Below are 12,361 nucleotides of genomic sequence, written 5' to 3'. Positions count from 1 at the left end.
ACCTATGGTGACCAGGTGCAGGCGATCATCGCGACCCTAGGCTACGTACTCTCCCCCGACGGACATCAAGTGCTGATGCTGCGCCGCGACACCCGGCCGGACGACATCCACTACGGCTACTACAACGGGTTGGGCGGCAAGCTGGAGCCGGGCGAAGATGTCATCGCCGGCATGCGCCGGGAGATCCGGGAGGAGGCCGGGTTGGAGTGCGGGCGGGTCGAGCTGGCCGGGACCATCTCCTGGCCAGGCTTCGGCCGGCACAGCGAGAACTGGTTCGGGTTCCTGTTCCGGGTGCCGACCTGGTCCGGCGAGCCCCGGCCAGACTGCCCGGAAGGCACCCTGGTCTGGACCGACCTGGCCGACGTCCTCGCCGGCCGGGTGCCGATGTGGCCCAGCGACCGGCACTTCCTGCCGCTGGTCTTCGCCGAGCAGCCGACCGTCTTCCACGGCGTGATGCCGTTCACCGACGGCGTGGCGACCAGCTGGAGCTGGACCGCCGCCAGCTGACCGGTACCGTCAGAAGCGCGGCATCCCGCCGAACTGGCGGTCACCGGCGTCACCGAGCCCCGGCACGATGAACATCTTTTCGTTGAGCCGATCGTCGATCGACGCGGTCACCAGTCGCAACGGCAGCCCGGAGCGGTCCAGCCGGTCGATTCCGGCCGGCGCGGCGAGCACGCACAGCACGGTGATCTCGGTGGCGCCCCGGTCGGCGAGCAGCCAGCAGCAGTGCTCCAGCGAGCCGCCGGTGGCCAGCATCGGGTCGAGCACCAGCACCGGGATGCCGGCCAGGTCGACCGGCAGCGACTCCAGATAGGCCCGGGGCTCGTAGGTTTCCTCGTCGCGGGCCAGCCCGACGAAGCCCATCGACGACTCCGGCAGCAGCGCCAACGCCGAGTCGGCCATCCCGAGCCCGGCGCGCAGCACCGGCACCAGCAGCGGCGGGTTGGCCAGCCGGGTCCCGTCGGTCGGTGCCACCGGGGTGGTCACCGGGAAGGACTCCACCGGGAAGGATCGGGCCGCCTCGTACACCAGCATGGTGGTGAGTTCGTGCAGCGCGGCGCGGAACGCCGCCGAGTCGGTCCGGGCGTCGCGCATCGCGGTCAGCCGGGACTGGGCGAGAGGGTGATCAACGACGAGTACGTCCACGGTCGTTGAACCTACTCGCCAGCCCGGCGGCCGACGCATACACCTCACGGATCGCCTCGGCGTAGCGGGCCGGGGTGTGTTCGGCGCAGCGGGCGGCCGCCGCGGCCGCCCGCCGGCGGGCCGTGTCCGGGTCGAGCAGCAGCCGCAGCACCCCGCTGGCCAGCGCACCCGGCTGCGGCTGGGTGCGCAGCGCGGCACCGGCAAGCGCGCCGTGCGCGTGCAACGCCCGGTCGACCAGTACCACCGGCACCCCGGCCAGGCCGGCTTCCTGCAGGACCAATGCCTGGGTGTCGGTCTGCGAGGCGAACGCGAACACCTCGGCGGCCCCGTACGCCGCAGCCACCACGTCCGGGCCCTGCTGACCGGTGAGAGTGATCCGGGCGGCCACCCGAGGGTCGATGGTCCGCAGCAGCGCGGCCAGCCAGCGCGGCTCGTACAGGGCACCGACCAGCACCAGCCGGGCGGTCGGGCAGCCGACCAGCACCCGCTCGAACGCGGTGATCAGCAGGTCGATGCCCTTTTCCCGGTTGATCCGACCCACGTAGAGGACCACCCGGTCGCTGGGCGTGATGCCGTGGCCGTACCGGAAGGCGTTGATTTCGTCGGCGGTGGTGCGGCGGGCCGCGACCCCGGTCGGCACCAGGTGCACCCGGTTGGCGGGCACTGGAAGGTGGATCCGGTCCAGCACCGCCCGGGTCGGCACCACCACCGCGTCGGCGCCGCCGAGCAGCAGGGTGTTGGTGGCGTCCATCGCGGCCCGGCGACGGGCGACCGCACCGCTGGCCATCGGCCGATGGTCGCGGGCGTGGCCGGCCGGTGCCGCCGCCGGGCGGGGCACGCCGAGCCGGCGGGCGTACAGCCGGACGCCGGCGCTGAGCGCACGGGCCGGCACCCGGTACGCGTCGGCGTACGCGTGCAGGTCGGTGTGGTAGGTCTGGACCAGCGGCAGACCGAGCCGGCGGGCGGTGAGGACGCCGAGCAGCCCGACCGGTCCGGGGGTGTGCACGTGCACCACGTCCGGGGCGTGGGCGGCGATCTCGGCGATGGTGCCGGTGGCGGCGGCGCCGCGCAGCAGCCACGGCGACAACCGCAGGTCGGCGACTCCGCAGGGCAGCGCACGTAGCCGCAGCACGTCCGCCTCGGTCGGCTGGTCCGGATGCCGGGGCACCACGATCAGGCCGGGATGCCCGGCGGCGGCCGACGCCGCCGCGAGAGTCCGCAGCGAGGTGACCACCCCGTCGCGGCGGGGCAGGTACGTGTCGGTGAAGTGCACTGCTCGCACGTCAGGCACGGTGGGTCACCGGGGCCAACATGATGTAACGGTAGGCCAACGGCGCCGTTAAGTCTGCTCGTCCGATCGACCGACGGCCAAGATCGTGAACCCGCTGGCGACGTAGACTCGCGGGCATGACAGGACTCGCGGCATGACAGCGGTGAACACCCCGGCACCCGCGCGCCACGATCTAACCGAGGTGGGGCGGAGCGCGGCAACCCTGCGTAGCTTCCTGCACGGGCTGCCCGGCGTCGACGAGGTCGGGGCGCGGCAGCGGGCCGCGACGCTCGGCACCCGGTCGATCAAGACGACCGCCAAGGCGTGGGCGATCGACCTGGCCGTCCGGATGGTCGATCTGACGACTCTGGAGGGCGCCGACACGCCAGGCAAGGTACGCGCGTTGTGCGCCAAGGCCCGCCGCCCCGACCCGACCGACCCCGGTTGCCCGCCGGTCGCCGCCGTCTGCGTCTACCCGTCGATGGTGCCGACCGCCGCCGCGGCGCTCACCGGTTCCGGCGTGCACCTGGCCAGCGTGGCCACCGCCTTCCCGTCCGGGCAGGCGCCGCTGGAGGTGAAGCTGGCCGACACCCGGGCGGCGGTCGCCGCCGGCGCCGACGAGATCGACATGGTGATCAACCGGGGGGCGTTCCTCGCCGGCCGCTACGAGCAGGTGTACGCCGAGATCCTCGCGGTCAAGCAGGCCTGCGGCGACGCCCATCTCAAGGTCATCCTGGAGACCGGGGAGCTGGCCACCTACGACAACGTGCGCCGCGCCTCCTGGCTGGCGATGCTGGCCGGCGGCGACTTCATCAAGACCTCCACCGGCAAGGTGCCGGTCGCCGCGACCCTGCCCGTCACCCTGATCATGCTGGAGGCGGTCCGGGACTTCTACGCCGCCACCGGGCGCCGGATCGGCGTCAAACCGGCCGGCGGCATCCGCACCACCAAGGACGCGATCAAGTACCTGGTGCTGGTCAACGAGACCGCCGGCGACGAGTGGCTCACCCCCGACCTGTTCCGGTTCGGCGCTTCCACCCTGCTCAACGACCTGCTGATGCAGCGGTCGAAGCTGCACACCGGGGTCTACTCCGGTCCCGACTACGTCACCCTGGACTGATCAGCGTGTTCGACTACGCACCGGCACCCGAGTCCCGCTCGGTCGTCACCATCCGCGACTCGTACGGCCTGTTCATCGACGGCGAGTTCGTCGACCCGACCGACGGCGGGGCCCGCAAGACCGTCAACCCGGCCACCGAGGAGGTCCTCGCCGAAGTCGCCGAGGCCGGCCCCGGCGACGTGGACCGAGCGGTGGCCGCCGCGCGGTCCGCGTACCAGCGGGTCTGGGGTCCGATGCCCGGCCGCGACCGGGCCAAGTACCTGTTCCGGATCGCCCGGGCGCTCGCCGAACGCAGCCGCGAGTTGGCCGTGCTCGAGTCGCTCGACAACGGCAAACCGATCCGCGAGTCCCGCGACGTCGACCTGCCGTTGGCGTCGGCGCACTTCTTCTACTACGCCGGCTGGGCCGACAAGCTGCCGTACGCCGGTTTCGGCCCGGACCCGCGCCCGCTCGGCGTCGCCGGGCAGGTCATCCCGTGGAACTTCCCGCTGCTGATGCTGGCCTGGAAGATCGCCCCTGCGCTGGCCGCCGGCAACACGGTCGTGCTCAAACCGGCCGAGACGACCCCGCTGACCGCGCTGCTGTTCGCCGAGATCTGCCAACAGGCCGACCTGCCGCCGGGCGTGGTCAACATCGTCACTGGTGCCGGCGCCACCGGGCAGGCCGTCGTCGCCCACCCGGATGTCGACAAAATCGCCTTCACCGGCTCCACCGAGGTCGGTCGGCAGATCGCCCGCGCGGTCGCCGGCAGCCGCAAGAAGCTCACCCTGGAGCTGGGCGGCAAGGCCGCCAACATCGTCTTCGACGACGCCCCGATCGACCAGGCCGTCGAAGGCATCGTCAACGGCATCTTCTTCAACCAGGGCCACGTCTGCTGCGCCGGTTCCCGGCTACTGGTCCAGGAGTCGATCGCCGAGCCGCTACTGGAGTCGCTGAAGCGGCGGATGGCCCGGCTGCGCGTCGGCGACCCGCTGGACAAGAACACCGACGTCGGGGCGATCAACTCGGCCGCCCAGCTGGACCGGATCCGTACCCTGGCGGCCGCCGGCACCGACGAGGGCGCGCAGGCCTGGTCGCCGCCGTGTGACCTGCCGCAGCAGGGCTTCTGGTTCGCGCCGACCCTGTTCACCGGGGTCAGCCAGGCGCACCGGATCGCCCGCGAGGAGATCTTCGGCCCGGTGCTGTCCGTGCTGACCTTCCGCACCCCGGACGAGGCCATCGCCAAGGCCAACAACACACCGTACGGGCTGTCCGCCGGCATCTGGTCGGAGAAGGGTTCCCGGATCCTGTGGGCCGCCGACCGGCTGCGCGCCGGGGTGGTGTGGGCGAACACGTTCAACAAGTTCGACCCGACGTCGCCGTTCGGCGGCTACCAGGAGTCGGGCTACGGCCGCGAAGGCGGCCGGCACGGGCTGGAGGCGTACCTCGATGTCTGACAGTAGCGGCGTCACTACCCGGGTGGCCGTACGCAAGACGTACAAGCTGTTCATCGGCGGGAAGTTTCCGCGCAGCGAGTCGGGACGGACGTACCAGGTGCAGGACTCCAACGTGGCGCTCGCCTCCCGCAAGGACCTCCGCGACGCCGTCGTCGCCGCCCGGGCGGCGGTTAAAGGCTGGTCGGGCGCAACCGCGTACAACCGGGGTCAGATCCTCTACCGGGTCGCCGAGATGCTGGAGGGCCGACGCGAGCAGTTCGTCGCGCTCGGCGAGCCGGCCGCCGAGGTCGACGCGGCGATCGACCGCTGGGTCTGGTACGCCGGCTGGTCCGACAAGCTCCCCCAGGTGTACGGCGGCGTCAACCCGGTCGCCGGCCCGTACTTCAACCTGTCGACACCGGAGCCGACCGGAGTGGTCGGGGTCGTCGCGCCGGCCGAGCCGTCGCTGCTCGGCCTGGTCAGCGTCGTCGCCCCGGTGATCGTCAGCGGCAACACGGCGGTGGCGCTGGCCTCGCCGACCCGCCCGCTGGCGGCGGTCACCCTGGCCGAGGTGCTGGCCACCAGTGACCTGCCCGCCGGAGTGGTCAACGTGCTGACCGGCAGGATCGCCGAGACGGCGCCGTGGTTGGCGTCGCATCTGGACGTCGACGCGCTCGACCTGACCGGGGTGGCCGATCCGCAGTTGGCCGTCGAGTTGGAGCAGGCCGCCGCCGGCAACCTCAAGCGGGTGCTGCGCCCGGCCGTCGGGTCGGTCGACTGGCTGGCCGACCCGAGCACCCGACGGATGACCACCTTCCTGGAGACCAAGACCGTCTGGCATCCCAAGGGCAGCTGACCGGGCCGGCCGGCACCGGCTCGGTCGGATCCATCGGCTGGTACGTCTCAGGAGCCGCAGGCTGCATCATGCTGTTGCCTTGCCCGATTCCGCCCATTGGTAATCGCCCTGCCTGGGGCGGACTGTCGGGCCGGTTGCGCGCCCTTGTCGCGTCGGCCGCCCCGCCCGGGCTCGAAGCTCCGCTCGATCGAGCGGAGCTTCGACCGGTCAGCAGAGGCTCAGAGGCAGGTCACTCCAGGGCGAAGGTGCCGGTCGCGATCTCGCCGACCGGTTCGTAGGTGCTCAGCACCACGCCGGTGGTGGAGACCGAGTTGGCGACCAGCTTCAGCGCGGTAGGCGCGATGCCGTCGCCGAACAGCCGCTTGCCGCCCCCGACCAGCACCGGGAAGGTCCAGGTCCGGAACTGGTCGACCAGTCCGTGCCGCAGCAGGGTCTGCAGGAGATCGCTGCTGCCGTGCACCTGCAGTTCGGGGCCGTCGGCGCGCTTGAGCGCGGCGACACCCTCAGCCGCGTCGCCGTCGATCAGCACCGAGTTGCGCCAGCTCAACGTCGGCCGACTGCGGGAGGCCACGTACTTGGTCGCGTCGTTGAGCGGCTTGGCCTCCTCCTCCGGGGCGTTCGGCCAGTGAGCGGCGAAGATGTCGTACGTACGCCGGCCGAGCACCAGGTCGAACGGGACGCCCATGGTCTGGCCCATGGCCTGGCCCATCAGCTCGTCCCAGTAGTTCACCGACCAGCCGCCGTGGGCGAAGTCGCCGGTCTCGTCCTCACCCGGTCCGCCGGGGGCCTGCATGACCCCGTCTAGGGTGAGGAATGTGTTGACGATCAATTTGCGCATCTGGTGACAGCCTTTCGGATAGCTAGTTGCGGTCAGGAGATTGGCAGCTGGTCCAGCCACTGCTGCCAGGACGGCTCGGTGTCGACCGGTTCGGCGACGCTGTCGAAGATGTGGTGGCTGAGGAACAGCACGTTGTCCCGCTCCGGGCCGGAGTGGATGAAGCGGTAGAGCCCGCCGGCGGTGCGTACGCCGAGGAAAGCCGACGGCGTACTGAGGTCGACGACGCCGTCGATCGGCGCGGCGCCGGGCACGGTGAGCCGCACCGGCGCGCCCTCGGCTATCGGGTGGGTCACGCCGAGGGCCGCGGCGACCGCCGGCCAGATCTGCTCCGGGTCGCCGGCACCCGGTCGGACGACCGTGACCGGGGTCGCGGTCCGCCCCGGGAAGTGCCGCAGGTACGCGGCGAGCGTGCGCAGGTAGAGGTCCCAACCGACCTTCATCGCCTCGTACTCGGTCTCCCAGTTGTCGCCGAGCACGCCGCTCTGCACCATGCGCAGCACCGTGCTGCCATGGTCGCGGCCTTCGATGAGGTACTCGATCGCCATGAAGGATCCGTCGTCCGCAGTCGGGGTCCGGTCGGCGAAGCGCTTGCCCGGCTCCCAGCCGACGATGGTCGCCTCGTCGGTGTGCCCGGCGAGGGTGAGTCGCGTGGTGCCGCCCTCGCGTGGCTCGATCTCGCTGCGGCCCATGAACCAGGAGTCGAGTCCGGGGCCGGTGGCGATGGCGTCCCAGACCTGCTCCGGCGTTGCCGGCAGCTCGATCTCCTTGCGTACCTCGAACTCGTGTCCCATCGCGGGTCAGCCTTCCTGCGGTTCGTCGGTGCTGGTGCTGGTGCTGGGGTGCAGAGCGACGACCAGCCGGTGCGGCCGGCCGCCGGGGGTCGTCTCATCGTGGTATCTGCCGACGAGCGCGGTGACCGTGTTGGCCAACTCCTCGGCGAACGCGGCCCGGTCGGCAGCCGAGGCGAAGCGGATCTCGCCGTCGATCGCGAAGGTGGCGACCCGCTTGTCCACCCGGTCCGCGCCGGTGATCAGGGATCCGACGTCGCGGACCAGGCGGGCGGCGACGGCGAGCAGCCAGCGGGCGGAGAGCCGGTCCGGTGCGCGGGCCGGATCCGGTGCGACGGTGGCGAGGGCGGCCGGTGAGATCACGTACGAACCGGCGGTGGCCTGCATGACCCGCTCGGTGACGTTGCCCTTGCGCCGCTGCTCGACGAGCTCGATGAGGCCGTGCTGCTCCAACGCCTTCAGGTGGTAGTTGACCTTCTGCCGGGCCAGCCCGACCCGGCCGGCGAGCATGGTCGCCGAGGCGGGTTCGGCCAGCTCGGCGAGGAGCCGTGCCCGGATCGGGTCGAGTGAGGCCTCGGCGGCGGCCGGGTCTTCGATCACCGCTACGTCCAACATGCCGATCAACATCTCACCGACGATTATTTTTGTCAAGACAGATCTTATGTTCGGGTGGCTGCCGGACGACCTGGCAGCGTTGGGCCCTTCCAGTCCGGCAGGTTGCCGATCCCACCCGGACCGTCGCCGCTGCCGTTGGTCTGCGCCACCGGCCGGCGGCGCTCGCGCTCGTTGAGGTAGCGGTTGATTAGCGCTTCGGCGTGTCCGGCCGGGCCGGCGTCAGGGCCGAGGGCGTGCGCCACAGCGGCCCGCGCCGGTTCGGACAGGTCAGCCCGATCGAGTACGGCGAACAGGTCCCGGTTTCGCTGGGTCGGATCGAGGGGCGGGTCGGTCCAGCGTGCTGAACGGTTGTCGGTCACGGACACCTCCAGGGCAGTGGCGACGTCGTCATCCTGCCCTCAGCATGCGTCCACGTACACAAAAATACAACGTCGCAATGAACTTCCGTTCGAGAGATCTGTAGTACATACTTCGATCGAACTCACGTCGCCCCGCTGCCAGACCCGGATGCACCCGGAGGTGTTCTCGTGGCACAGGTTCCGAGCCCGACGATCCGCGCTCGCCGGTTACGCCGGGAGCTACGTCGGCTCCGCGACTCGGCCGGTCTGACCGCCGAGGAGGTCGCCCGCCGCTTGGGCTGGCACCGCACCAAGGTCATCCGGCTCGAACACGGCCACTCACGGATAACGCTCAAGGACACCGAGCAAATGCTGGGCCTTTACGAGGCGTCCGACGAGGACCGCGAGTCGTTGACCGCGCTCGCCAAGCAGGCCCGGCAGAAGGGCTGGTGGAGCGCGTACGGCGACGTACTGCCCGACGACTACGTCGGCTTCGAGGCGGAGGCCACCGCGATCAGCAGCTTCCAGAGCCTGTACGTGCCGGGACTGTTGCAGACCGAGGAGTACGCCCGCGCCATCATCCACGCCGGCCGCAGCACCGCCGACGCGGACGAGATCGACCGGCGGGTCGCCGCCCGGCTCGCCCGCAAGTCGCTGCTGTCGCGGGACGTGCCGCCGAGACTCTGGATCGTCCTCGACGAGGCGGCGATCCGCCGGGTCGTCGGTGGCCCGAAGGTGATGCGCACTCAGCTCACCCGGCTCATTGATGCCTGCGCCCAGCCGTCGATCGAGCTGCAGATCGTGCCGTTCGGGGCAGGCGCGCACGCCGCCATGGCCGGCCCGTTCACCATCCTCGGCTACGCCGACCCGATCCTCGACCCGCCCATCGTCTACATCGAGAACGATGCGAACACCCTGCTGCTGGAGGAGGACACCCACGTGGCGCGATATAAACTCATGTTCGATCATCTGTGCGCCAAGGCCATGGACCCGGACGAGTCCGGCAGGTTCCTGGCTCGGGCGGCAGAGGAGCTTCCCGACTGACCCCGACCGGCCAGAGGAGACGCGGGATGACCGCACCAGAACTGTCCCACGCTCACTGGCGCAAAAGCAGCCGCAGCAGCGCCAGCGGGTCAGACTGCGTCGAGGTGGCCACGCTGGCCGGCGGCACGATCGGCGTACGCGACTCCAAGGACCCACACGGCCCGGCGCTGCTCTTCCCGGCCGACGCATGGACGGCGTTCCTCACCACGGTGTCCAGCCGCTGACTCGGCCGGTCCGCCTTCCGCTACGACGCCCGTGCCCGCCGACCGCTCGTACGTCTTCCTCGACGTCGACGGAGTGCTGATTCCCTTCGCCGCCCGTGCCACGCACCACCCAGGCAAGGCCCTGTTGCACCGCGTCGACCCGCATCTCGGCCTCACCGACGCCGACTTCTCCACCGTCGGCCAGTGGCTCGCAGTCGACGGCGGCAAAGCCGCGTCGATGTGAGGCTGAGATACCTTACGACCGCGTCGTAAGGTATCTGAGCCTCACATCGCTGGGCAGCGGAACAAGGATGCCGGGAACGTCTCCGTCGGCGCGATCGTGGATCAACACGATCACCGGGTAGGCACGGCTGCAGGCGCTGGCGCTGACCACCCGAACACGAACTCGTCGGCTACTTAGGGTGTAGTCGACAACATCGCCGCGTGCAGGCGATCCTGCTGCAGCTACCGCGTGGCGTTGAACTCGGCGTACGCCGCAGCGTCCTCGCCGGCGAGGGTGGCGTGCCAGGCAGCAGCAGCATCGACGGCGCGCCGATCCAGGTACTCACGGATCGCCCATGCGATCGGAGCGAACCGGTTGCCCCCGGCAACAGCAGCGACCGGTCTCTCGCCGAGGTCATCGTCGGGCGTGATCGGAATGCTCACGGTCATGCCGCCGCCGCTATCAACGACCAAGGCCCGAGCACGGCCACACCGGCTACCGTAGGCGGATGAGCACTCGCCATCTGCCTGCCCAGATCGGTGACCTGCCGCCAATCGGACGACCCGCCAACAGTGCCCTGCTCGCGGCCGGCGTCACCACCCTCGCCCAGGTCGCCACCTACCGCCGCGACGACCTGCTGGCCATGCACGGCATCGGCCCGAAGGCCGTCGGCATCCTGGCCACCGCACTGGCCGAACGCGGCCTCACCTTCGCCGACTGACCAGAGGAGACACCGGATGACCTCGCCTGACGGTGTCGACCTTCCCCACCGCCAGCCCGCACCGGCCCACGTACGCAAGGCGACTCTCGCCGATGTCGATCAGCTGACCGAGGTGCACACGCTGGCCCGCACCGCCTACTACACGGCGGCAGGTGGGCTGGACCCGGCCGACCCGTCGCTGTCGTCGCCCGAGGCGTACGCCGAACGCCGTGCCGCCTGGGCGAACGCGGTCACCTCGCCGCAGCGGTTCACCGTCGCCGCTGTCCTCGATGGCCGGATCGTCGGCTGCGCCGCGATGGGACCCGCCGCCACCGGTCACGTCAACCCGGCCCACATTGGCCAACTGCACCAGATCCACGTGCTCCCCGACTGCTGGAGCCGAGGAATCGGCGGGCTGCTGCACGACGCCTTCGTCACGTACCTGCGGCGGACCGGTCGGTCCGGCGGGGTGCTGGAGGCGTGGGAACGTAACGATCGTGGCCAGCGCTTCTACGCCGCTCGGGGCTGGCAGGCCGACGGCCACAGCCGCCCCGGCCCGGGCGACACCCGATACCGCTATTTTCAGCTCACGCTGTGACGGTTGACGATGAACTCGGCCCAGTACTCCGGCGTCTCGTGGTAGACGATGTCGGAGCCGACGATCCACACCCGTGGTGAACGCTCCCCGGGTTCGGCCTCGGACCACTGCCGGTTGACCACTGCCACCGCCGCGTCCCGCGTCGACCCGTACCGGGAAACCATCAGGTTCGCGATCTCCTCGCAGAAGGCAAGAGCCTCCGCGTCACCGGCGCACGGGAACTCGCCATGCGGACGCAACACCGAATCGTGCACCAGATACTCGTCGTCGAATGTCTCGCCGTCGATCCAGGACCGCACCGGACGAGTACGGAGCCGATCGCCCAGGCCTGCCTCAGTCAGCCCGTACTCGCGCAGGAAACGGTCGAGATCCGGCCGAGGGCCGACCGCCGCCCAGGACGAATCCACCACCGCCCCATCCTCGCCCGGTCGAGCAACCCGGGTCCGCCGGGACATCACACGGCCAGGAGTAACGTGCCCGGCGTGAACGAGCTCGTCGAGCGGCACACCGTCCTCGCCGTCGTCGTCGGCTCCCGGGCGTACGGGCTGCACGAACCGGACTCCGACTACGACCGGCGCGGCGTGTACGTGGCCCCGACCCGAGCGTTCTGGCGGCTGGACAAGCCGCCCACCCACCTCGACGGGCCGGCGCCGGAGCAGTTCTCCTGGGAGTTCGAACGCTTCTGCGCCCTGGCGCTGCAGGGCAATCCGACCGTCCTGGAGGTGCTCTGGTCCCCGCTGGTCGAGACGCTGCGCGAAGACGGCGAGCAGTTGCTGGCCGCCCGGCAGGCGTTCCTGTCGACCCGGCTGGCCCAGACCTACGGCGGCTACGCCCGGGACCAGCTCGACCGGGTGGCGGCCCGCCGGGAACGTACCGGTGAGACCAACCACAAGCAGGCGATGCACATGATCCGGCTGCTGACCGCCGGTACGCATGTGCTGCGTACCGGGGAGATCCTGGTCGACGTGGGGCAGCTGCGGGGCCGGCTGCTCGCCCTCCGGCGCGGCGAGCTGCCGTGGGCGGTGGTCACCGCCTGGGCGGCGGACCTGCTGGCCGAGCTCGACGACGCGGCGGCCGGCACCGTACTGCCGGATCAACCTGACCGGGCCGCCGTGGACCGGCTGCTCGTCGCCGTCCGGAAAAGGAACCTGCGGTGACCGGCGCGCGGAGTCGTTGAAGTTTCGTGGAGAAACCTCGCGCCGGC

The 12,361-nt window shown here is 70.8% G+C and carries 18 protein-coding genes; 10 read left to right on the top strand and 8 right to left on the bottom strand.

All coding sequences use genetic code 11. The features are described 5' to 3' along the window. The first annotated feature begins 15 nt into the window (after positions 1–15). Positions 16–507: an NUDIX hydrolase gene (locus ACFHWS_RS12420; protein ID WP_416555394.1), complete on the top strand. Its 492-nt coding sequence runs from the start codon at positions 16–18 to the stop codon at positions 505–507. Between the two features lie 9 nt (positions 508–516). Here the strand turns inward: ACFHWS_RS12420 and upp are convergent, their stop codons facing one another. Then, entirely contained in the window at positions 517–1,149 is a 633-nt protein-coding gene (upp, locus tag ACFHWS_RS12415) for a uracil phosphoribosyltransferase (protein ID WP_416568222.1), read from the bottom strand. Further along, a complete protein-coding gene (locus ACFHWS_RS12410) occupies positions 1,130–2,431 on the bottom strand; it encodes a glycosyltransferase (RefSeq protein WP_416555392.1) in 1,302 nt (433 codons plus the stop codon). The genes upp and ACFHWS_RS12410 overlap by 20 nt, the downstream gene beginning before the upstream one ends. 142 nt (positions 2,432–2,573) lie before the next feature. Between ACFHWS_RS12410 and deoC the strand changes: the two genes are divergently transcribed. Genes deoC through ACFHWS_RS12395 form a run of 3 tightly spaced genes read left to right on the top strand, consistent with a single transcriptional unit; the run spans position 2,574 to position 5,810 of the window. Then, on the top strand, positions 2,574–3,539 hold the full coding sequence (gene deoC / locus ACFHWS_RS12405; RefSeq protein ID WP_416568221.1) for a deoxyribose-phosphate aldolase: 966 nt from the start codon (positions 2,574–2,576) through the stop codon (positions 3,537–3,539). A gap of 5 nt (positions 3,540–3,544) precedes the next feature. After that, a complete protein-coding gene (locus ACFHWS_RS12400; protein ID WP_416568220.1) occupies positions 3,545–4,975 on the top strand; it encodes an aldehyde dehydrogenase family protein in 1,431 nt (476 codons plus the stop codon). Beyond that, the gene (locus tag ACFHWS_RS12395; RefSeq protein WP_416568219.1) at positions 4,968–5,810 is read left to right on the top strand and encodes an aldehyde dehydrogenase family protein; all 843 of its coding nucleotides are present in this window, start codon (positions 4,968–4,970) and stop codon (positions 5,808–5,810) included. Before ACFHWS_RS12400 ends, ACFHWS_RS12395 begins: the two co-directional genes overlap by 8 nt. A gap of 229 nt (positions 5,811–6,039) precedes the next feature. On the opposite strand, the gene ACFHWS_RS12390 is transcribed toward ACFHWS_RS12395, so the two are convergent. The 4 genes from ACFHWS_RS12390 to ACFHWS_RS12375 are packed head-to-tail and all read right to left on the bottom strand — an operon-like array spanning position 6,040 to position 8,410. Beyond that, on the bottom strand, positions 6,040–6,648 hold the full coding sequence (locus ACFHWS_RS12390; RefSeq protein WP_416568218.1) for a dihydrofolate reductase family protein: 609 nt from the start codon (positions 6,646–6,648) through the stop codon (positions 6,040–6,042). 32 nt (positions 6,649–6,680) lie between these two features. After that, a complete protein-coding gene (locus tag ACFHWS_RS12385; protein WP_416568217.1) occupies positions 6,681–7,439 on the bottom strand; it encodes an SRPBCC family protein in 759 nt (252 codons plus the stop codon). 6 nt (positions 7,440–7,445) lie between these two features. After that, positions 7,446–8,063 carry an ArsR/SmtB family transcription factor gene (locus tag ACFHWS_RS12380; RefSeq protein ID WP_416568216.1) on the bottom strand — a complete coding sequence of 206 codons (618 nt, stop codon included), beginning with the start codon at positions 8,061–8,063 and terminating at the stop codon, positions 7,446–7,448. A 32-nt stretch (positions 8,064–8,095) separates the two neighbouring features. Beyond that, positions 8,096–8,410, bottom strand: coding sequence for a hypothetical protein (locus ACFHWS_RS12375; RefSeq protein ID WP_416568215.1), 315 nt, complete (start codon positions 8,408–8,410; stop codon positions 8,096–8,098). Positions 8,411–8,578: 168 nt separating this feature from the next. On the opposite strand from ACFHWS_RS12375, the gene ACFHWS_RS12370 reads away from it, so the two are divergent. The 3 genes from ACFHWS_RS12370 to ACFHWS_RS12360 are packed head-to-tail and all read left to right on the top strand — an operon-like array spanning position 8,579 to position 9,880. After that, on the top strand, positions 8,579–9,433 hold the full coding sequence (locus tag ACFHWS_RS12370; protein WP_416568214.1) for a helix-turn-helix domain-containing protein: 855 nt from the start codon (positions 8,579–8,581) through the stop codon (positions 9,431–9,433). Positions 9,434–9,459: 26 nt separating this feature from the next. After that, positions 9,460–9,657 (top strand): DUF397 domain-containing protein, encoded by a 198-nt coding sequence (locus tag ACFHWS_RS12365; RefSeq protein WP_416568213.1) that lies wholly within the window; start codon positions 9,460–9,462, stop codon positions 9,655–9,657. Between the two features lie 31 nt (positions 9,658–9,688). Continuing rightward, complete coding sequence (locus tag ACFHWS_RS12360) at positions 9,689–9,880, top strand: hypothetical protein (RefSeq protein WP_416568212.1); 192 nt, start codon at positions 9,689–9,691, stop codon at positions 9,878–9,880. Between the two features lie 221 nt (positions 9,881–10,101). On the opposite strand, the gene ACFHWS_RS12355 is transcribed toward ACFHWS_RS12360, so the two are convergent. Next, entirely contained in the window at positions 10,102–10,308 is a 207-nt protein-coding gene (locus ACFHWS_RS12355; RefSeq protein WP_416555380.1) for a hypothetical protein, read from the bottom strand. 59 nt (positions 10,309–10,367) lie between these two features. Here ACFHWS_RS12355 and ACFHWS_RS12350 point away from each other — a divergent pair, with 59 nt between their 5' ends. Together ACFHWS_RS12350 and ACFHWS_RS12345 are read left to right on the top strand one after the other, a co-directional pair. Next, the gene (locus tag ACFHWS_RS12350) at positions 10,368–10,580 is read left to right on the top strand and encodes a DNA-binding protein (protein ID WP_282233911.1); all 213 of its coding nucleotides are present in this window, start codon (positions 10,368–10,370) and stop codon (positions 10,578–10,580) included. A 16-nt stretch (positions 10,581–10,596) separates the two neighbouring features. Then, positions 10,597–11,157, top strand: coding sequence for a GNAT family N-acetyltransferase (locus ACFHWS_RS12345; RefSeq protein WP_416555378.1), 561 nt, complete (start codon positions 10,597–10,599; stop codon positions 11,155–11,157). On the opposite strand, the gene ACFHWS_RS12340 is transcribed toward ACFHWS_RS12345, so the two are convergent. Continuing rightward, the gene (locus tag ACFHWS_RS12340) at positions 11,142–11,567 is read right to left on the bottom strand and encodes a hypothetical protein (RefSeq protein ID WP_416555376.1); all 426 of its coding nucleotides are present in this window, start codon (positions 11,565–11,567) and stop codon (positions 11,142–11,144) included. The two genes, ACFHWS_RS12345 and ACFHWS_RS12340, sit on opposite strands and share 16 nt — an antisense overlap. Positions 11,568–11,639: 72 nt before the next feature. Here ACFHWS_RS12340 and ACFHWS_RS12335 point away from each other — a divergent pair, with 72 nt between their 5' ends. Further along, on the top strand, positions 11,640–12,314 hold the full coding sequence (locus ACFHWS_RS12335; RefSeq protein ID WP_416555374.1) for a DNA polymerase beta superfamily protein: 675 nt from the start codon (positions 11,640–11,642) through the stop codon (positions 12,312–12,314). Positions 12,315–12,361: the final 47 nt, after the last annotated feature.

The sequence above is a fragment of the Micromonospora sp. LOL_013 genome (genome assembly GCF_048060315.1).
In the GTDB taxonomy this organism is placed as follows: Bacteria; Actinomycetota; Actinomycetes; order Mycobacteriales; family Micromonosporaceae; genus Micromonospora_E.
The sequence above is the reverse complement of the archived record's forward strand: the minus strand, read 5'-3'. Positions and strand labels throughout refer to the sequence as shown.